Consider the following 19876-nt stretch of genomic DNA (forward strand, 5'->3'; position numbering starts at 1 on the left):
CGTCGTCCCCGGTTAGGCTGGTGCGGTGAGAATTCTCGTCCTCGGATCCGGTGCCCGCGAGCACGCAATTGTTGCCGCCCTCCACAGCGAGCGCGCACACTCGATCGTCACGGCCCCGGGCAATCCGGGTATCGCCGACGAGTCTGAGGTGATCAGGCTCGATGTGAACAACCCGTCGCTCGTGACGGCGTTCGCCAAGGACGAGGGCTTCGACCTCGTCGTCATCGGCCCGGAAGCGCCACTCGTCGCGGGTGTCGCCGACGCGCTGCGCGACGCCGGTATCCCCGTGTTCGGCCCGTCGAAGGCCGCCGCCGAGATCGAGGGCTCGAAGACCTTCGCGAAGGACGTCATGTCCCGCGCCGGCGTCCCGACGGGCGGCGCACGCCTCGCGACGACGCTCGACGAGGCGGCCGCGGCGATCGACGAGTTCGGCGCTCCGTACGTCGTGAAGGCCGACGGTCTCGCGTCCGGCAAGGGTGTCATGGTGACGGAGAGCCGCGAGGACGCGCTCATCCACGCCGAGCACTGGCTTGCCGCTGGCCCCGTGCTGGTCGAGGAGTTCCTCGACGGCCAGGAGGTCTCGCAGTTCGTCTTCTCCGATGGGGTCAACGTCCGGGCGCTCCCGCCCGCACAGGACTTCAAGCGCCTCCTTGCCGGCGACGGTGGCCCGAACACGGGCGGCATGGGCGCGTACACGCCCGTCCCGTTCCTGGGCGACCGCTTCGGCGGCGAGCGCGCCTTCTCGAAGCTCATCGTCGACCAGGTCGCGAAGCCCGTCGTCGACGAGATGCGGGCCTCCGGAACGCCGTTCGCGGGACTCCTGTACTGCGGACTCATCGTGACGAGCGCCGGCATCCGCGTCATCGAGTTCAACGCGCGCTTCGGTGACCCCGAGACGCAGGCCGTGCTCGAGCGCCTCGCCCAGCCGCTCTCCGAACTGCTGTACGCGTCGGCGACCGGCACCCTCGGACATCTGCCAGACGAGCTCGCGATCGCCGACAACGCGGCGGTCACGATCGTGCTCGCGAGCGAGGGCTACCCGGAGGACGTGCAGTCCGGCCGCACCATCACGGGTGTTCAGGATGCGCTGGCTGAGCCGAACGTGAAGGTGCTGCAGGCGGCCACGACCCAACGCGACGACGACACGCTCGTGACAAGCGGAGGCCGCATCCTCAACGTCGTCGGAACCGGCGCGACCATCGCGGAGGCTCGCGCGTTCGCGTACCAGGGGCTCTCGCGCATCCACGTCGACGGCGCGCAGTACCGCACAGACATCGCCGAGCTCGCGGCCCGCGAGCAGCAGTCGTGACCGACGCCGCGCTGACTCCCACGCTCGAAGGGTGGTCGCACGTCTCGTCCGGCAAGGTGCGCGAAGTGTACGAGTCACCGACCGACGACCGCGTGCTGCTCGTCGTCGCGAGCGACCGCGTGAGCGCATTCGACCACATCCTCTCCCCCGGCATTCCCGGGAAGGGCGCTCGCCTCACGGCGTTGAGCCGCTGGTGGTTCGACCGCATCGCGGTGCCGAACCACCTGCGCGAGCCGTCGGGATGGGATGCATCGCTGCCCGCCGACACCGCAGCCCGATCGATGCGCGTCGTGCGGTTGGAGATGTTCCCCGTCGAGTGCGTCGTGCGCGGCTACCTGACCGGTTCGGGGCTCATCGAGTACCGCGAACACGGCACAGTGTGCGGGATCGCCCTGCCGACGGGGCTCGAGGACGGCGACCGGCTTCCGGCCCCGATCTTCACGCCCGCCTACAAGGCGCCCCAGGGTGAGCATGACGAGAACATCAGCTTCGAGAAGATGATCGAGCTCGTGGGCCTCGACGATGCAGTCGCGCTGCGTGACCTGTCGCTGCGGGTGTTCCGCGAGGCGTCCGCGGTCGCCGAGGCGCGCGGCGTCATCTTGGCCGACACGAAGTTCGAGTTCGGACGCAACCCCGCCAACGGCGAGATCACGATCGGCGACGAGGTGCTCACGAGCGACTCGTCACGCTATTGGGACGCGAAGCTGTACGCCGACACCACGCTGCCGCTGAAGCAGCGGCTGTCGTCGTTCGACAAGCAGATCGTCCGCGACTGGCTGTCCTCGAACTGGGACAAGCAGGGTGAACCGCCCGCGCTTCCGGCCGAGGTCATCGAGCGCACCCAGGCTCGCTACGCGGAGCTCTTCGACCGCCTCGGAGTCGGCGCCTAGCCACGTCTCAGACGCCGAGGCCAGTGCCGTGCGGACGAGCACGCCCCTTGCTCGGCGCACGTAGCGGACCTATGGTCGTCATTCCGCGGTCTGAACGATCTCGACACCGCCCTGGAATTCCGCTGCCGCTCATGGACTCGCGGGTCCTCCTGCTTCCTCACCCTCGAGACTGGATCCGCTGTGCCTCCCTCTGCCCCATCCGCGCCGGTGTCCGCCGTCACGGCCATCACTCCCGAGCAGCGACAGTCGGTGCTCCGAACGCTGCGATCACCTCGCCTGCTCAAGGTGGAGGTGCTCGGCGGCCTGGTCGTGGCGCTCGCGCTGATTCCCGAGGCGATCGCGTTCTCGGTCATCGCGGGAGTGGACCCCCGGGTGGGTCTCTTCGCCTCGTTCACGATGGCCGTCTCGATCGCCGTCCTGGGCGGCCGGCCCGCCATGATCTCGGCGGCGACGGGCGCCGTCGCGCTCGTGATCGCGCCGCTCATGGCCTCGCACGGGCTCGACTACCTCATCGCCGCGGTGCTCCTCGCCGGTGTGCTGCAGGTGCTGCTCGCCGTGATCGGGGTTGCGAAGCTCATGCGGTTCATCCCGCGCCAGGTGATGGTCGGGTTCGTGAACGCGCTCGCGATTCTCGTGTTCCTGGCGCAGGTGCCCGAGCTGCTCGGGGTGCCGTGGCTCGTGTATCCGCTCACCCTGCTGGCCCTCATCATCGTGTTCGGGCTTCCCAGACTGACGACCGTCGTGCCTGCTCCGCTGGTCGCGATCGTGGTGCTCACGCTCATCACGGTGCTCGCGTCGCTCAGCGTTCCCACGGTGGGCGACAAGGGCGAGCTGCCGAGCACCCTGCCGGGGTTCTTCGTGCCGGATGTGCCGCTCACGTTGGAGACGCTGCAGATCGTCTTCCCGTTTGCGTTGGCCATGGCATTCGTCGGGCTGCTCGAATCGCTCATGACGGCGAAGCTCGTCGACGACATCACGGATACGCGTTCCAGCAAGACCCGCGAGGCGTGGGGGCAGGGTGCCGCGAACGTCATCACCGCGTTCTTCGGCGGCATGGGCGGCTGCGCGATGATCGGGCAGACGATGATCAATGTGAAGGCGTCCGGCGCGCGCACGCGCATCTCGACGTTCCTCGCCGGGGTCTTCCTGCTGCTCCTGGTCGTGCTGCTGGGCGACGTTGTGGCGCTCATCCCCATGGCCGCGCTTGTCGCCGTCATGATCTTCGTGTGCTGGGCGACGTTCGACTGGCACTCGATCCGCCCGTCGACGCTGCGCGGGATGCCGCTCAGCGAGACCGCGGTCATGCTCGTGACGGTTGTCGCGACGGTCGCGACGCACAACCTCGCGATCGGCGTCGGGGCGGGCGTGCTGTGCGCCGTGCTGCTCTTCGCGCGTCGTGTCGCACACGTCGTCGAGGTGCGGCGGACCCTGTCGGACGACGGTGCGCTCGCCTCGTACGCGGTGACGGGCCAACTGTTCTTCGCGTCGTCGAACGATCTGTACGCGCAGTTCGACTACGCGTCCGACCCGGCACGGGTGGTCATCGACCTGAGTGCGGCGCACGTCTGGGATGCGTCGACCGTCGCAGCTCTTGATGCCGTCATCGAGAAGTATGAGAGGCACGGCGCCACCGTGGAGGTCGTCGGCTTGAACGCCGAGAGCGAGACCCGCCTGCAGCGGATGCGCGACGTGCTGCCGGGCGGCGGGCACTAGCCCCCGCATCGCGGAGCTCGCCGCGACCGCTCTCGTGCGCGATCATGGTCGCATGGAGTTCTCGTTCTCGAATCCCCTGTGGCGCTGGGACAAGCGGCGTGAGCTGTGGACGTTCGTGAGCCTCAGCGAGGACGCGTCCGACAAGATCGCGGCCGCCACGGAGCGCTTCACGCACGGCTTCGGCTCGGTGCGGGTCGAGGCGGCCGTCGGCGGTTCCACGTGGCGCACATCGATCTTCCCGAGCGACGACGCCTACATCCTGCCCATCAAGAAGGCCGTGCGCGAGGCCGAGGGGCTCGAGCTGGATGCGCCGGTGGTCGGCAAGGTGCGTCTCGTCGACCTGCAGGAGCGGTGACCCGCGACGCTTGAGCATGCGCCCGGACGCGCGGCATGGACACGGAAGCCCAGACCGGCGGCCGCACGTCTAGTGGGCGAGGGTCGGCTCTGCGGCCTCTTCCGCCTCGATCTCCCGACTGAGTGAGAGCCCCTGGTTCCGGCGTCGGAACAGCAACGCGGAGACGACAGCACCGAGCGCGAAGAAGCCCGCGCCCCACCAGTAGGCGGCGGCGTAGCTGGCGATCATGGCGTCGCCGACCGCATCCCGGCCATGCTCGAGCAGATAGTCGGTGGCGGCCGTCGCGGCGAGCGTGTTGAGCAGTGCGGTGCCCACCGAACCGCCAACCTGCTGGCTCGTGTTGACCATCGCCGACGCGACCCCGGCGAACTCGCGGTCGACGCCGAGGGTGGCCGTCTGCATCGACGCGGGCATGATCGTCCCCATCGCGAAGCCGATCATCATGAGCGGCGGCATGACGTGCGCCGCGTACGAGCTCGTCGCATCCAGGAACGTGAGCCAGACCATGCCGCTCGCGGCGATCGTCATGCCGATCGGGACGAGCACCTTCGGGCCGAAGCGCGGCACGAAGAGGTTCGTGCCCAGCTGTGCGGCCAGCACGAGCATCGCGATCATAGGCAGGAACGCGAGCCCCGTCTGAATGGGCGAGTAGCCGAGCGTGAGCTGCAGGTAGTACGTGACGAAGAGGAAGACGCCGAACATGCCGGCGCCCGCGATCATGACCGACAGGTAGGCGGCGCCGCGGTTGCGGTCGCGGACGATGTGCAGGGGAAGCAGCGGGTGCCCGGCGCGAGTCTGCCAGACCACGAACCCGGCGAGGAACACGACCGCGCCGGCGAGCATGCCCCACGTGAGCGGCGAATCCCACCCGTCGGTCTCGGCGTGCGAGAAGCCATAGACAAGCGCGAAGAGGCCGGCGGAGACCAGCAGCGTTCCCGGGATGTCGAGCTTCGGGCGTGGACCGGTGCGGGCGATCGACGGCACGAAGACGAAGGCGCCGACCAGCGCGACGGCAGCGATCGCGACGTTGATGTAGAGGTTCCAGCGCCAATCGAACGCCTCCGTGAGCACGCCACCGAGGAGCAGACCGACTGCTCCGCCCGCGCCAGCGATCGCGCCGAAGACGCCGAAGGCCCTGGCGCGCTCCTTGGGGATCGTAAAGGTCGTCGTGAGGACGGCAAGGGCCGTCGGCGCGAGCAGCGCACCGAAGACACCCTGCAGGGCGCGGGCTGCGACGAGCAGCTCGAAGGACGGGGCAGCGCCGCCGAGGGCGGAGGCGACCGCGAAGCCGATGAGCCCGATGACAAACGTGCGCTTGCGACCCATGAGGTCGGAGAGGCGGCCTCCGAGGAGCAGGAGGCTGCCGAAGGCGAGCGAGTAGGCCGTGATGATCCACTGGCGCTGGCCATCGGAGAACCCGAGGTCCGCTTGCGCGGACGGCAGGGCGATGTTGACGACGGTCGCGTCGAGCACGACCATCAGCTGGGCGAGACCGACGACGACCAGCGTCAACCAGCGGCGACGATCCGTCGCGGGTGCAGAGGTTTCAGGCATGCGCATCACCATATCCGAGACTCGGCCGTTTCGGATACACTGAGTTCCGTAATGTGCACGGCTAGTCTGTGCAGCGACGAGAGGCGGTTTCGATGACGAAGACACACCTCGCCGACAGCTCCCCCGCAGCACCGGCGACACCAGACGAGACAGCCGGGAAGCCGCGGCTCGGACGCAAGCGCGACCACACGCGCGATACCGACATCCTCGAGGCGGCGCTGGATGTGCTCGCCGAGACCGGATACGACGGCATGACGATCGACATGGTCGCAACCCGCGCGAAGGCCGGCAAGGCCACGCTGTACCGGCGCTGGGCCTCGAAGTCGGACCTCGTGCTCGACGCAGTGGCCTGCATGAAGTCGAAGGACCTCGACCTCGAGGCGCTCCCCGACACGGGCACCCTGCGCGGCGACCTCATCGCCATGGTGCGCCCCCCGAACATCCGCGACGCCGAGCGCAAGCTCAACGTCATGACCGGTGTCGTCTCGATGATCGCGCGCGACCCGGAGATGGCCGCCGCAGCGCACGCGGCGATCGTCGCTCCCCGCGCCGCCGCCAACCGCGTGCTCTTCGAGCGCGCCATCGAGCGCGGCGAGATCGCCGCCGATGTCGAGCTGGACACCCTCAGCATGATTGCGCCGGCGATGGCCGCATTTCGCACCCTCATCCTGCGCCAGCCACCGGACAGGGAGTTCCTCGTCGGCATCATCGACAACGTCGTACTGCCCGCCGCCCACCGCGGGACCCCCGCGCACTGACGTGGGCGCGGGCACGCGAAAAGGGGAGGGCCCGTCGGCTTTCCTCGCGAGAAAACTACGGACCCTCCCCTGCGCCGCCACGCTGATTGAGCAGCAGGCGGGATGAGCTCGGCACGCTCCGGGTGTCGCGACGCGGCGCGGCCGAGCTCAGTTCAGGAAGCGGATGGTGGCGGATAGCCGCCGTGGGCGCCTCCGCCGTGGGCGCCTTAGGCGGCGGGCACCAGGATCTCGCGCACGAGGGCGTCGAGCTGTGCGTCCGCATCGAGGAACTGGCGGAGCGTGTTGCGCGCCGCCCCGAAGTCCTCGAACTCCTCCGGAGCCATGCCGTCGACCTCGTAAGCGCGGCGGAACTCGCTGAGCGTGCCCAGCTCCTCGAGGATCGCGGCATCGACGGGCACGTGGATGCGCTCGGAGACGGGGAGGTTGTTCTCGTTGATGCGGGCCTGCCAGTCGAACGGCGGCGAGACGACGATGTCGCCACCGACGAGCTCGGACCACTGGAGCTGGTTGCGGAAGGCCGCCGACAGCACGCGGCTGCGGTAGCCGCGCTCCTGGAACACGGCGTGCGCGCGCTTGAGCGCCGCAACGCCTGCCCACTCGAGGATGCCGGGCGTGACGAGGATGCGGTTCGCGGTCGTCCACTTCTTGAGCCAGTCGTCGAGACGTCCGCCCATGATCGTGACCACGTGGCCGAACTCCTGCTCGGGGAGACCATCGGCCGCGCGGCGCTCGAGGGCGCGCTCGAGCGCGGCACCGACGGCAACAGCCTGCGGCACCGTGAAGCTCAGGGTCGCGTTGATGCTGACGCCACGGTAGGCGGCCTCTTCCATCGCCTCGATGCCTGTCTTCGTCGCGGGGATCTTGACGATGATGTTCTTCGCGAGCTTCGAGAACTCCTCGGCCTGGTCGGCGAGGGCCGCGGCGTCGCGGTGCAGGCGCGGATCGGTCTGGATGGAGAGGCGGCCGTTGCGGCCCCCGCTGCGCTCGAACTCGGATTCGAGGAGTCGGGCCGCGTTGATCGAGAGGTCACGCACGGCCTGCCAGCCGATCTCCGATTCGCCCCAGGTGGGGTTCTGCGCGGCGATCTCCTTGATGCGCGGACCCCAGACATCGGGACGCTTCTTGATCGCCGCGAACGCGATGACCGGGTTGCAGGTCGCACCGACAGCCCCGAACTCGATGGACTTCGTGAGCTCCTCCGGGTCCGCCGAGTCGTTCCAGAGGGCGGTCTGCGTGTTCTGCGCGGCCCAGGCGAGGGGTGCGAGCTCCGTCGCCGGGGTGCCGTTGTCGTTGGAAGGCGCTGTTTCGAGCAGGGTCATGCTGTTCTCCTCATCGGTGGCTGTTGGCCGGGTTCGCCGGTGCCGCGGCAGCCACGCTCCCCGAGGTCCGGGGCGCTGAGCCTCGCGAGCCATCGACGACGCGGATGCTCTTCCTCGAGCCCGTGCCGATCGCTACCCGCCTGCCGCATATGTCCTGACATTATCACAACAGGTATTACCGTCGCCAGATGTCGGCGCAGCGAGGATGGCCGCCCACCGAGAGTGCCTCCGCGCGTGCGTTCGATTCGTGGTGGCCCGGGCAGCGACCGATGCGTGCTGAGCTACTCTCCGCCGGCCTTCGAACCGCGGCCCTTGGACGATGAGCCGTGCTTCGACCGCTGTCGGACGATGATGACGACCAGCGCGACGAGCAGCAGCGCACTGAGCATCCCGAGAACCCAGACGATGTCCCAGAGGTACCGGTCCCACCAGGACGGCTCGAAGTCGACGACGGCACGCCACACGTTGACGAACGCCTCAGGGGCGCTCCTCGCCTTGGCGTTGTCCTCACCGAAGACCCAGAGGGCGGGCGCCAGGAAGATGAGGGCGAGCATGCCCGAGAAGGTCAGCCGCTCGAGCCGCGCACGGGCCAGGTCACCCTTCGGCACGGTCTCGGCGTTGATCTCGGCCGCCCTCGCGGGGTCACGCCAGGAGAGGACGGGAAGCACGATGAACACCAGCCCGAGCAAGGCCCCGAGGAGCACCGCTGCGACGCCGACCAGCCACGTCAGGAAGGCGTTGAGCAGCACCTCGGCGACGGGCCCGTCCGTCTCGTTCAGCTCCGGCACGATGCCGCCCGTGAGCGTCAGCACCAGGAGGAGCAGGGTGCCGAGCAGCCAGGAGGCCGTGAAGAGCAACGGCCCGACCACCATCGTGCGCACCATGAAGCGCCCGAGCAGCGGCCGATCCTCGGCGTCAGGCAGACCGAGGAGCTCGACGCTCAGCCAGATGCCGAGGAGCGCGGGAGCCCCCATGCCCACGTACGACCACGTGGATGCGTCGTACGGGAACTGCGAGACGTCCGAGATCGTGGAGAGAGTCCAGACGCCGACGAGCACGGCCACGGCGATGCCTGCCGAACTGAGCTCGGCGAGGACGCCCTTCTCCCGGATCCCCCGGATCAGCCCTGCGAACATCAGACGTCGATGCTCGAGCCCTTGGCGCCTGAGGAGGCGCCGGCCGGGGCGTCGTCTTCGTCGAGGTTCTTGCGCCAGGGCAGCCTGGTTCGCATGTCATCAGGCAGGGCTTCGTCTTCCTGCAGCTTCTCGAGGGGCTCGTACCAGGCGCGGATGAGAGCCCAGCTGACGGCTGCGACGGGCACCGCGAGCAGGGTCCCGACGATGCCACCGAGGATCGTGCCGACCGTCAGCGCGATGAGCACGACGAGCTCGTGCAGCTTGAGCGACTTGCCGAGCACGACCGGCTGGAGGAAGTTGCCCTCGAGCTGATTGACGAGCACGACGATGCCGACGACCACGATGGCCGGGACGAGCCCGTTCGTGACGAGCGCCACGAGCGCTGCGAGGATGCCGGCCAGCGTCGCGCCCACGATCGGGATGAACGCGAGGATGAACACGAGCACGGCCAGCGGGAAGGCGAGGGGGACGCCGACGATGGCGAGCCCGATGCCGATGAACACCGCATCCACGAGGGCCACGATGACCGTGCCTCGCACGTACCCGCCCATGACCTCCACAGCGCGGGACCCCATGAGTCGCGCGCGGCGCTTGTTCGCACCCTTGAGCGGCTTCGTCAGGAAGCCCCAGATGAGGGGGCCGTCTTTCATGAAGAAGAACAGGATGACGACGAAGAGCACGCCGCTCGTGATGAACGTGGTGACGCCGGAGATGCCGGCGGTGAGCCCACTCGCGGCGGCATTGCCGAACTGGCTCGTGAAGATGAAGTCCTGCGCCTGGCCCAGCCACTCGTTGATCTGGTCCTGGTCGATCGTGATCGGGAACGTCGCGTTCACCCACTCGATAGCCTGGTTGAACCCCTGGACCGCCTGCTCCGACAGCTCCGACCACTGGTTGCGCACGAGCAGCACGACCATCGTGAGCGCACCGCCGAGGAAGACGATGATGGCCAGCAGCACGGTGATGGTCGCGAGCGCGGGCGGCCACTTCTTCGACGTGAGGAATCGGATGATCGGCCACGCGGCGGCCGACACGATGAGCGCCAGCAGCACCGGGATGACGACGATCGTGACCTGCAGTCCAGCGAAGATGAGCAGGGTGGCGGCAGCGACGATGACGAGCCCCTGCAGCGCCCGCGTCGCGACGCGACCCAGCTGGTCGGTCCACATGACGCCGACGCTCGTCGGGCGCCGGCCGCGGCCCTCGCCATCGTCTGGCGCGTATGCCTGGACCGCGTTGCCGCCGACCATGACCTCATCTCGCGCCGGAGCATCGAGGTGCTCGACAGGCGACGACTGCGCCGCCAGCTGCGCCGCGACGGAGGACGCGGACGGCGCGGGCAGCACTGGCGCGGGACGCCCCGCCCGCTTGCCGCCGCCGAAGAGGCGCTTGAGCTTGTCGCGCATGGATGCTCCCGAGATGTCAGCGATAGCGGCCGGCGGGGATGCCAACGGCCGAGAATGTGGGTCAAGGCTATGCGTGTGCACCGACATTCTGGACGAGCCTCGCGCATCCGCGCCTGACGGTAAGCTGGGGGCGTCTCTTTCCTCCACCGATCGGAGCCGCTCCCGATGCCCAAGATCGTCGTCATCGTCATGCCAAAGCAGGAACTCCTCGACCCGCAGGGCAAGGCCGTCGCCGGCGCCCTCTCGCGCCTCGGCAAGGACCACCTGCACGACGTGCGCGTGGGCAAGCGCTTCGAGATCACCACCGACCGCGAAGTCACGGCAGAGCTCATGGAGGAGATCTCGCAGGTCGCCGACGAGCTGCTCGCCAACGGGGTCATCGAGGACGTCATCTCGATCGACGTCCTGCCAGACGGCGCCGAGTCGGCCGACGACGACGCTGACGACGCGGTCGCCGCCGACACCGAGGCGTCCCTCGCATCGGTCATCGCGGCCGAGGTCCAGTCGAAGGGCTCCGCTTCATGAGCCCCCGCGTCGGCGTCATCACGTTCCCGGGTTCGCTCGACGATCGCGACGCCCAGCGCGCCGTGCGCCTCGCGGGCGGTGAAGCCGTCGCCCTCTGGCACGGCGAGCACGACCTGCACGGCGTCGACGCCATCATCCTCCCCGGCGGCTTCAGCTACGGCGACTACCTGCGCGCAGGCGCGATCGCCAGCCACTCGCCGATCATGGCCGAGGTCATCACGGCCGCCAACGCGGGCCTCCCCGTGCTCGGCATCTGCAACGGCTTCCAGATGCTGACCGAGGCGCACCTGCTGCCCGGTGGGCTCATCCGCAACGACCACGGCAAGTTCGTGTGCCGCGACCAGGTGCTGCGCGTCGAGAACAACGACACCGTGTGGACCAACGCGTACGAGAAGAACGCCGAGATCACCATCCCGCTGAAGAACGGCGAGGGCGGGTTCATCGCCGACGACGAGACGCTCGCTCGCATCGAGGGCGAGGGCCAGGTCGCGTTCCGCTACGTCGACGTCAACCCGAACGGCTCACGCAACAACATCGCGGGCCTCACGAACGAACGCGGCAACGTCGTCGGCCTCATGCCGCACCCCGAGCACGCGGTCGAGCTCGGCTTCGGACCGGACACAGCGACCCACATGGCCTCCGGCCTCGACGGCCTCCCGATCTTCCGCAGCGCCGTCGAGGCGCTGCTCGCGCGCGTCTAGACGGTGTCAGAAGCGAGCACGACGGCCGGGCGCACGGCGCAGGCCACGGCGATCGGATCGACGACCCCCACCGACGGCCGGCGCCTCACCCCGCGCGTCCTGCTCCGGGCGGTCTCGATCGGCGAGGCCATCACGTGGGCCCTGCTGCTCACCGGCATGTTCCTCAAGTACGTCACGCAGACCACCGACCTGCTCGTGTCCGTCGGCGGCTCGCTGCACGGCGCCATGTTCATGGTCTACCTGGTCGTGACGGCGTTCGTCGGCATCAACCAGCGCTGGCCGTGGTGGATGTTCGGGCTCGGCTGGTTCGCGGCCATCCCGCCGTTCGCGACGCTCGTCTACGACTGGTGGGCTGAGCGCCGGGGCGCCCTCGAGGGCGGCTGGCGAGACGCTCCATCCAAGGGCTTCTCGCTGCAGCGCATCGTCCGCTGGTTCGTTGACCGGCCGATCACCATGAGCGCGGCCGTCATCGTGCTCGCCGTCGTCATCCTGACCGGCTCCCTCAGCGGCGCCCTCGTCGGACCCACCGGCACCCACTGAGCACCCTGCGCGTGCACGAAGAGGGCGGATGCACCTGCATCCGCCCTCTTCGTGCATCTCGGGTCAACGACCCGACGGCCTAGCGGCCGAAGAAGATCTTCGCCTGGTCCCAGCGGTCCTGGGGGACGGTCTTGAGGCCGTCGAGGGCCTCCTCGAAGGCGACGGTCTGCATCTCGGTGCCGCGCAGCGCGACCATGTTGCCCCACTGCTTGCCGTTGACCATGTCGACGGCGTACTGGCCGAAACGGGTCGCAAGCACGCGGTCGAACCCCGTCGGCGCGCCACCACGCTGGATGTGGCCGAGCGTCGTGTTGCGCGTCTCGATGCCCGTCAGCTTCTCCAGCTCAGCAGTCACGTAGTCGCCAACTCCGCCGAGAAGGGGCCGACCGGAGACCTCGGTGCCCTGCGAGAGCACCTCGTCCATGCCCTCGGGGATGAAGCCCTCGGCGACCACGACGAGCGGCGAGCGCCCACGCTGGTGCACCTCGGAAACCCACTCCGCGACCTGCGTCATCGGCACCTTCTGCTCCGGAATGAGCACGGCGTGAGCGCCAGCCGCCATGCCGGAGTGCAGCGCGATCCAGCCGACGTTGCGGCCCATCACCTCGGCCACCATGACGCGGTGATGCGACTCACCGGTCGTGCGGAGGCGGTCCATGGCGTCCGTCGCGATCTGCACGGCCGTGTCGAAGCCGAACGTGTAGTCGGTGGCCTGGAGGTCGTTGTCGATGGTCTTCGGCACGCCGACCACTGGGATGCCGGCGTCAGCGAGACGCTTGGCGCCGGCCAGCGTGCCCTCTCCGCCGATCGCGATAAGCGCATCCACGGAGTGGCGCTCCATCATGACGGCGATGTTCTCGGGACCGCCGTTGGGGCCGTCGAACGGGTTCGTGCGCGAGGTGCCGAGGATCGTGCCGCCCTGCTTTGCGAGGCCACGCACCTTCGTGCGAGGAAGATCCATGACGTCACCCTCGATGACGCCACGCCAGCCGTCGCGGAAGCCCACGAACTCGTTGTCATAGGTCTTGATGCCGTGGAGCACGCTGCCACGAATGACAGCGTTGAGTCCTGGGCAGTCGCCGCCGCTGGTCAGCAGTCCGATCTTCATGCGTTGGTTCTCCTCTGGGTGTGGCAATACACGCAAACAGCCATCACGGTTGAGTAGCCCACCCACTGCGGAACGGATTCAGTGCAGAAGCGGATTCCTGCGTTGGAAGACGGCTCGACAGCGACAGTACCGGGTCCGGGTGTCTCGCGCGATTTCTGACGAGCGACGATGTGGGTCGGTCTGCCACGCAGGCGCTGCCGGTCAGGGTGACGTGGGGCTCCGAATCTGGAGCCCGACCCCCGGTTCGGGGTTCACGTCAACCTGACTGGCTGCACAGCCCTACGACCCACCGAGGGTCCGCGCGATGCGAGCGACAGCTGCCGGCGACGCCGACTACGCGGGCGTCTTGCTGACCATGCGCAGCGCGAGGAAGATCGCGCCGACCATGAGCACGGCACCGACCGCCGACGTGACGGTGCTGCCCGCATCGAAGGCGTGGAACGCGGAGTCGAGGAGCGTCTGCGCCTGCGACGCCATGCCACCCGCCTCGAGCTCGTTCGAGACGTTCACGGCACCGGCCAGGGTCTCCCGCGCCGCCTCCGCCTGCTCGGCGGTCACCCCTTCCGGGACGACCATGCCGGAGCGGTAGCTGGACGTCAGGACACCACCGAGGACGCTCGTGCCGAGCACCGCGCCCACCTCGTAGGCCGTCTCCGAGACGGCAGACGCCGCGCCGGCCTTGGCCGGCGGGACACTCGCGATGATGACATCGTTGGAGAGCGTCTCGGCGATCGCGATTCCCGCCGCGAGCAGCGTGAACGCCGCCACGAGCATCCACAGCGGCGCTGAGCCGCCCGTGATCGCGAGCGACAGGTAGGCGAGGAACGCGAGGCCGAGGCCGAACGCCATCGCGATGTGCACCTTCACGCGGCGCACGACGCGCACGATGAGGAGGCCGGCGACGATCATCATGACCGTCCCTGGCAGCAGCATGAGGCCGGCCTGCAGCGGAGTGAGTCCGAGGATGAGCTGGAGGTGCTGCGACAGGAAGAAGAGCAGACCCACGAGCGCGACGACGCTGACGAGGTTCACGAGCACCGAGCCGGTGAAGGCGGGCACCGCGAACAAGCGCATGTCGAGGATCGGATTCTCCTGCTTCAGGAGTCGACGCACGAACAGCCAACCGGACAGCAGGCCGACCAGGAGCGAGCCCACCGAGATGAGGTCGAGGCCGTCGGTCGCCGTGTGCTTGATGGCGAAGACGATGGGCGCGAGCGCCGCCATGGAGAGCAGGATCGCGGGAACATCGATGGGGCCGGGGTTCGGGTCGCGCGACTCGGTGACGAGCAGCGGCGCGAAGACGAGCAGCGGCAGCAGGAACGGCACCGCGATGAGGAAGACGGAACCCCAGTGGAAGTGCTCGAGGAGCACGCCGCCGACGATCGGCCCGATGGCGGTGCCCGCCGAGAAGCCGGTCGCCCAGATGGCGATGGCGAGGCGGCGCTGGGCGCGGTCGTGGAACATGCCGCGCAGCAGCGAGAGCGTGCACGGCATGATCATGGCGCCGAAGACACCGAGCAGCAGACGCGAGAGCAGCAGCATCTCGGCGGAGACGGAGAAGGCCGCGAGCACGGAGACGAGCGCGAATCCCGTAGAGCCGATGAGCAGCAGCTTGCGGCGGCCGATGCGGTCGCCGAATGAGCCCATCGTGACGAGGAGGCCCGCGAGCACAAGCGGGTAGATGTCGATGATCCAGAGCTGCATCGCGGCGCTCGGCTTGAGGTCGAGCGCGATGTAGGGAAGGGCGAAGCTCAGGACCGTGTTGTCGATCGACACGAGGAGGACGGGGAGCATCAGCACCGCGAGGCCGAGCCATTCCTTCCGGCCTGCGCGCTGTTCGATCAGTGTGGTCATGAAGAACGACTATACCGACCAGCCGGTATAGCTGGCAACTGTAAGATGTCGGCCATGAGCTCCGCCAGAGAGAAGATCCTCGACGCCTACGAGGAGTCACTGACCACCGTGGGCGTCGCCGCGACCACCCTCGACGCCGTCGCCCGCATCGCGGGCGTCTCCAAGGGCGGACTCATCTACCACTTCCCCTCGAAGGAGGCGCTGGCGGATGCGCTCATCGAGCGCTTCACCGGCATGGCGCGAGCAAGCGCCGACCAGCTGCACGGCGACGCCGCGACCACCGTCCGCCACTTCATCGAGATGAGCAGCTCGGTCGGCGACGAGCTCGACACCGCCTGGCTCGCCGTCATGAACCTCTCCCGCAACGGCAACCAGGGCGCGACCCGAGCCGTGCTCGAGCTGGAGCGCTCGTGGCACGACGCGATCCTCGAATCGACCGGCAGCCCTCTCGTCGCCCACATGACGAAGCTCCTCGGCGACGGCCTCTACCATTCGACGTCGTTCGTGAGCGAGTCGCGCGAGAGCCTCCCCGAAGCCGCGAAGCTGCTCCCGAGCGACGGGGAGCGCGAGGCGATCATCCGCACGCTCCTCGACCTCCTCGACGAGTAACGACGTTCACCTGACCAAGCTGCGGGACAAAGCGCCTTCGTCCGGCGCCACGAACGCCACGGGCGCGCATCGATCACGGAAGTTGGCCACAGGGGGCAGGGCCAGAGCACGGGCGCGAGCACGAGGCACGAAGCCCCGGAGCGCCGGTCGACCCAGCCACCGAGCGGCGGACCTGTCCAACATCAGTGCAAGAACGCGCGAACGACGGCCTGACGGGGCGAAATGCGGCCATATTGCACTGATGTTGGACAGGACCGCGGCGCACTCGGCACCCGCGACGGGCCGACGGAGCCGCGGTCAGCGCTGCGGCGGCGGGCAGCTGGATGCGCGCGGGATGAGGGTCGGCATCGCGCGGCGGATGACGGGACCTGCGCCGGGCGTCAGCAGCAGCTCGAGCGCGGTCGTGGCGATCTGGTCGAACGACGTGCGCACCGAGGTGAGCGGCACGGGCAGGGCCTCGGCCAAGGGGACGTCGTTGTAGCCCACGAGGGCCAGGTCGGTGCCGATCCGCAGGCCGTGGCGGTGCGAGGCGGCCATGACGCCGAGGGCGAGGTTGTCGTTCGCGGCGAAGATCGCGGTCGGCGGCACGTCGGCCGCGTCGAGGATGCGCTCGGCGGCGGCGGCGCCGTGTTCGATGCGGAAGCCGTCGCCCGCGATGCGGTGCGGAGGGATCTCGATGCCGGCCTCGCGCGCCGCCCGCAGCGCTCCGGCCAGGCGGTCTCGTGCACTGGACGTGAAGTCGGGACCCGTGACGAGTGCGATGTCGCGGTGGCCGAGGTCGATGAGGTGCCGCACGGCGAGGTAGCCGCCGACTTCGTCGTCGCCGAGGGAGGACGGGCTGACGCCGTCGGTGCGCAGGACGAGTGCGAGCGGGATGCCAGACTCCTGCAGCGACTGGGGGAAGGAGTCGACGCGTCGAGATGAGGCGATGATGAGCGCATCCACGTTGCGGTCGAGGAGGACCTGGGCGGCGCGCTGCTCGCCTTCGGCGTCGTCGCCGGTCGTCGCGACGACCGCGACGTAGCCGCGCGCGGCCGCTGCACGCTCGACCGCCTCGTACATGAGCGCCATGACCGTGTCGCTGAGGCGCGGCACGAGCACGCCGATCGTGCTCGTCGATCCGCGGCGGAGCTGGGACGCGAACACGTTGCGCCGGTAGCCGAGCTCGTTCGCGATCTCGCGGACGCGCACGGCGGTCGCCGACTGCGACTGCGCGGTGCGCTCGTCGAGGATGCGGCTGACGGTCGAGATGCTGACGCCGGCTTCGGCGGCGACCTCTTTGAGGGTCACGACTCGGCGCTCGCCCGCTCCGGGGGCAACAGCACTGTCGTTTCGCCTCATGCGGAGGAGTGTATCCCGGTCGCTGACACCGCTCCGGCAGCAATCACAGGATTCGGGGGTTGACACCGGGAACGTTTGCATCAAGACTTGCAATCGTTCCCGCAAACGTTTGCACCCTGGCAGGACCAGAAGCAACGCCAGCCCGCAACGGCCGGGACCCACCACCTCAACGATGAGCAAAGGAAGACAAGATGTCGATCGATCTCCGCGGCCTCTCCCCCGCCCCCGTCACCCCCTTCACCGAGGACGGCGCCGTCGACTACGACGCCATCCACCGCCTCGGCTCCTGGCTCGGCTCCGTCGACGGCGTCAAGAGCCTCGTCGTCCTCGGCCACGCCGGCGAGGGGACGTTCCTCACGCAGACCGAGCAGGCGAAGGTCATCACGGCCTTCCGCGAGTCGGTCGACTCGCGCATCCCGATCGTCGCCGGCATCACCCAGGAGGGCAACGCCGTCGCCGCCGAGGAAGCCAAGCGGGCAGTGGATGCTGGCGCGTCCGCCGGCCTCGTCTACCCGTCCCACGGGTGGCTGCGCTTCGGCTACCAGGACGGCGCGCCCCAGACGCGCTACCGCGACATCTACGAGGAGAGCGGACTCCCGCTGATCCTCTTCCAGTACCCCGACAACACGAAGGCCAGCTACAACCTCGACACGCAGCTCGAGATCGCCGGCCAGGAGGGCGTCTTCGCGACGAAGAACGGCGTCCGCAACATGCGCCGCTGGTACACCGAGATCCCCGCGCTCCGTGCCGCCTACCCGGAGCTGCAGATCCTCTCCTGCCACGACGAGTACCTGCTGCCCACGATGTTCGACGTCGACGGCCTGCTCGTCGGCTACGGCAACATCGCTCCCGAGGCGCTCGTCGAGCTCATCGAGGCCGGCAAGGCGCACGACTACGACCGGGCGCACGAGATCCACGAGCGCCTGCTCCCCGTCACGAAGAACGTGTACCACCGCGGCTCGCACATGGAGGGCACGGTCGCACTCAAGTGGGGCCTCGTGCACCGCGGCATCCTCGACCACGCGACCGTCCGCACCCCGCTCCTGCCACTCGCGGACGGCGCGGACCGCGAGATCGCCGAGGCGTTCGCCATCGCAGGGCTCGACCGCGTGACGGTCGCCTCCTAGCAGGCAGGGGCAGCGACAACAGGGTCGCTGCCCCATACGCTTGACGTCGACTGCTCGAAGATCGACGACACACGCCGCCACGCACGCCACGGAAGCGGCACCGGTCGCGCCGGTTCCCCCAACCTGCGCGACCCCCAAGTCAATGACGACTTCGCGGCCGGATGCCCCGCATCCGATCAGCCGCACTCCCCGAAGGAGACCCCCATGGGCGACACCCGCCTCCACTCGACGCCGGGCACCGGCCACGCACGCATCTCGACCGAAGCAGTCCGCACGATCGTCGAATCCCGCCGCACTCGCCGCCGCTTCTGGCAGCAGCTGGCCCTCATCGGACCCGCGTTCGTCGCGGGCGCCTGGCAGTTCGGGCCCGGCAACCTCACCACGGCCGTCCAGGCCGGAAGCTCGTACCAGTACGCCCTCATCTGGGTCATCGCCGTCTCGACGGTGCTCATGATCTTCCTCACCGACATGAGCGTGCGACTCGGCATCAAATCGCCCGTGTCCCTCATCGCCTCCATCAAGGACCACCTCGGGAAGCCGCTCGGGGTCGTCGCCGGCGTCGGCGTCTTCCTCATCACGCTGTGCTTCTCCGTGGGAAACGCGGTCGGCTCGGGCCTCGGACTCTCGATGCTCGTCGAGGGCTCGTCGCCCGTCATGTGGACCGCCATCTGCACCCTCGGCGTCGCGGCCGTGCTCTTCATCCGCAGCATCTACAACGTCATCGAGAAGGTGCTCATCGGCATCGTCGCCCTCATGGCGATCTGCTTCGTCGTGAGCGCGTTCGTCGTCAACCCCGACTGGGCGGAGGCGGGCCGCGGGCTCATCCCGACCGCACCCGAGGGCTCCTGGCTGCTCATCGTGGCGCTCGTCGGCACGAACTTCTCCATCAACGCCGCCTTCTACACCTCCTACGGCACGAAGGAGCGCGGCCGCACGGAGGAGGACTACCGCGACGTGACGCTGGTCGACACGATCCCAGGCATCATCGCGCCTGGCATCATGACGGGGCTCGTCATCGTCGTCGCGGCGGGCGCCCTGGGCAAGACCGCCGAGACCGCGACCTCGATCACCGGCCTGGCGGCGATCTTCGAACCGCTCGCGGGACCCGTCGGCGGCTTCATCTTCGCCCTCGGCTTCGCGGGAGCGGCGTTCTCCTCGATGATCCCCAACGCGATCGCCGGCGGCACGATGCTGTCCGACGCGTTCGGCAGGGGTGGATCCGCGAACACCATCACGGCCCGCGTCACGAGCGGCTTCATCCTCGCCTTCGGTCTGGCGGTGACGCTCATCTTCCAGACCTCGCCCGTCGAGCTCATCGTGCTCGCCCAGGCCCTCACCATCCTGGTCGCGCCCATCCTGGCGGCACTCATCATCATCATGGCGAACCGCCGCTCGCTCATGGGCGAGATGCGCAACAAGTGGTGGCAGAACCTGTTCGGCATCTTCGGCCTCGTCGCGGTGCTCGCGCTCTCCGTGCGGCTGCTCATGAGCTTCATCGGCGGGTAGGCGGCGCAGGCGAAGCGCCTCGGCGGCTTGGGCCGACGATCAGGGCCCGTGCTCAGCTCTCTGCTGGGCGCGGGCCCTGACCGATTTCCGTGATGAAACGGGCTCGGATGCGTCCCCGGTGGCCG

At 68.8% G+C, this 19876-nt stretch carries 18 protein-coding genes; 11 read left to right on the forward strand and 7 right to left on the reverse strand.

Annotation, left to right across the window (positions count from 1 at the left end; all coding sequences use genetic code 11):
* The first annotated feature begins 25 nt into the window (after positions 1-25).
* The 4 genes from purD to ACQFZP_RS17505 all read left to right on the forward strand — a co-directional run bounded on the left by purD (position 26) and on the right by ACQFZP_RS17505 (position 4267).
* Positions 26-1309, forward strand: a complete 1284-nt coding sequence (gene purD / locus ACQFZP_RS17490; RefSeq protein WP_211892252.1) for a phosphoribosylamine--glycine ligase — start codon at positions 26-28, stop codon at positions 1307-1309.
* Positions 1306-2199: a phosphoribosylaminoimidazolesuccinocarboxamide synthase gene (locus tag ACQFZP_RS17495; RefSeq protein ID WP_179555971.1), complete on the forward strand. Its 894-nt coding sequence runs from the start codon at positions 1306-1308 to the stop codon at positions 2197-2199. The genes purD and ACQFZP_RS17495 overlap by 4 nt, the downstream gene beginning before the upstream one ends.
* Before the next feature lie 180 nt (positions 2200-2379).
* A complete protein-coding gene (locus ACQFZP_RS17500; RefSeq protein ID WP_374100776.1) occupies positions 2380-3912 on the forward strand; it encodes a SulP family inorganic anion transporter in 1533 nt (510 codons plus the stop codon).
* 52 nt (positions 3913-3964) lie between these two features.
* The gene (locus ACQFZP_RS17505) at positions 3965-4267 is read left to right on the forward strand and encodes a DUF1905 domain-containing protein (RefSeq protein ID WP_211892253.1); all 303 of its coding nucleotides are present in this window, start codon (positions 3965-3967) and stop codon (positions 4265-4267) included.
* A 69-nt stretch (positions 4268-4336) separates the two neighbouring features.
* On the opposite strand, the gene ACQFZP_RS17510 is transcribed toward ACQFZP_RS17505, so the two are convergent.
* On the reverse strand, positions 4337-5821 hold the full coding sequence (locus ACQFZP_RS17510) for an MFS transporter (protein WP_249312708.1): 1485 nt from the start codon (positions 5819-5821) through the stop codon (positions 4337-4339).
* Between the two features lie 92 nt (positions 5822-5913).
* Between ACQFZP_RS17510 and ACQFZP_RS17515 the strand changes: the two genes are divergently transcribed.
* Complete coding sequence (locus tag ACQFZP_RS17515; RefSeq protein ID WP_211892255.1) at positions 5914-6579, forward strand: TetR/AcrR family transcriptional regulator; 666 nt, start codon at positions 5914-5916, stop codon at positions 6577-6579.
* A gap of 206 nt (positions 6580-6785) precedes the next feature.
* Here ACQFZP_RS17515 and ACQFZP_RS17520 read toward each other — a convergent pair whose 3' ends face one another.
* From ACQFZP_RS17520 to ACQFZP_RS17530, 3 genes are all read right to left on the reverse strand, one after another.
* The gene (locus tag ACQFZP_RS17520) at positions 6786-7898 is read right to left on the reverse strand and encodes a transaldolase family protein (protein WP_104310381.1); all 1113 of its coding nucleotides are present in this window, start codon (positions 7896-7898) and stop codon (positions 6786-6788) included.
* 281 nt (positions 7899-8179) lie between these two features.
* Positions 8180-9034, reverse strand: coding sequence for a hypothetical protein (locus ACQFZP_RS17525; protein ID WP_211892256.1), 855 nt, complete (start codon positions 9032-9034; stop codon positions 8180-8182).
* On the reverse strand, positions 9034-10485 hold the full coding sequence (locus ACQFZP_RS17530; protein ID WP_249312709.1) for an AI-2E family transporter: 1452 nt from the start codon (positions 10483-10485) through the stop codon (positions 9034-9036). Before ACQFZP_RS17530 ends, ACQFZP_RS17525 begins: the two co-directional genes overlap by 1 nt.
* Before the next feature lie 120 nt (positions 10486-10605).
* On the opposite strand from ACQFZP_RS17530, the gene purS reads away from it, so the two are divergent.
* From purS to ACQFZP_RS17545, 3 genes are read left to right on the forward strand one after another with little or no spacing between them, the layout of a single operon-like run.
* Entirely contained in the window at positions 10606-10965 is a 360-nt protein-coding gene (gene purS, locus ACQFZP_RS17535) for a phosphoribosylformylglycinamidine synthase subunit PurS (protein ID WP_104310379.1), read from the forward strand.
* Complete coding sequence (gene purQ, locus ACQFZP_RS17540; RefSeq protein WP_068495145.1) at positions 10962-11666, forward strand: phosphoribosylformylglycinamidine synthase subunit PurQ; 705 nt, start codon at positions 10962-10964, stop codon at positions 11664-11666. The genes purS and purQ overlap by 4 nt, the downstream gene beginning before the upstream one ends.
* A gap of 3 nt (positions 11667-11669) precedes the next feature.
* On the forward strand, positions 11670-12206 hold the full coding sequence (locus tag ACQFZP_RS17545) for a DUF3817 domain-containing protein (RefSeq protein WP_307852978.1): 537 nt from the start codon (positions 11670-11672) through the stop codon (positions 12204-12206).
* Positions 12207-12285: 79 nt separating this feature from the next.
* Here ACQFZP_RS17545 and ACQFZP_RS17550 read toward each other — a convergent pair whose 3' ends face one another.
* Together ACQFZP_RS17550 and ACQFZP_RS17555 are read right to left on the reverse strand one after the other, a co-directional pair.
* Complete coding sequence (locus ACQFZP_RS17550) at positions 12286-13314, reverse strand: ATP-dependent 6-phosphofructokinase (RefSeq protein ID WP_104251579.1); 1029 nt, start codon at positions 13312-13314, stop codon at positions 12286-12288.
* Positions 13315-13647: 333 nt separating this feature from the next.
* The gene (locus ACQFZP_RS17555) at positions 13648-15168 is read right to left on the reverse strand and encodes an MFS transporter (protein ID WP_211892257.1); all 1521 of its coding nucleotides are present in this window, start codon (positions 15166-15168) and stop codon (positions 13648-13650) included.
* Positions 15169-15222: 54 nt separating this feature from the next.
* Here ACQFZP_RS17555 and ACQFZP_RS17560 point away from each other — a divergent pair, with 54 nt between their 5' ends.
* Positions 15223-15777: a TetR/AcrR family transcriptional regulator gene (locus ACQFZP_RS17560; RefSeq protein ID WP_179555964.1), complete on the forward strand. Its 555-nt coding sequence runs from the start codon at positions 15223-15225 to the stop codon at positions 15775-15777.
* A gap of 297 nt (positions 15778-16074) precedes the next feature.
* Here the strand turns inward: ACQFZP_RS17560 and ACQFZP_RS17565 are convergent, their stop codons facing one another.
* Positions 16075-17118: a LacI family DNA-binding transcriptional regulator gene (locus ACQFZP_RS17565; protein WP_104310376.1), complete on the reverse strand. Its 1044-nt coding sequence runs from the start codon at positions 17116-17118 to the stop codon at positions 16075-16077.
* A gap of 191 nt (positions 17119-17309) precedes the next feature.
* Between ACQFZP_RS17565 and ACQFZP_RS17570 the strand changes: the two genes are divergently transcribed.
* Complete coding sequence (locus ACQFZP_RS17570; protein ID WP_179555962.1) at positions 17310-18245, forward strand: dihydrodipicolinate synthase family protein; 936 nt, start codon at positions 17310-17312, stop codon at positions 18243-18245.
* A 204-nt stretch (positions 18246-18449) separates the two neighbouring features.
* On the forward strand, positions 18450-19751 hold the full coding sequence (locus tag ACQFZP_RS17575) for an Nramp family divalent metal transporter (protein WP_211892259.1): 1302 nt from the start codon (positions 18450-18452) through the stop codon (positions 19749-19751).
* Positions 19752-19876 lie beyond the last annotated feature (125 nt).

The sequence above is a fragment of the Pseudoclavibacter sp. Marseille-Q434 genome (genome assembly GCF_050315415.1).
Classification (GTDB): Bacteria; Actinomycetota; Actinomycetes; order Actinomycetales; family Microbacteriaceae; genus Pseudoclavibacter.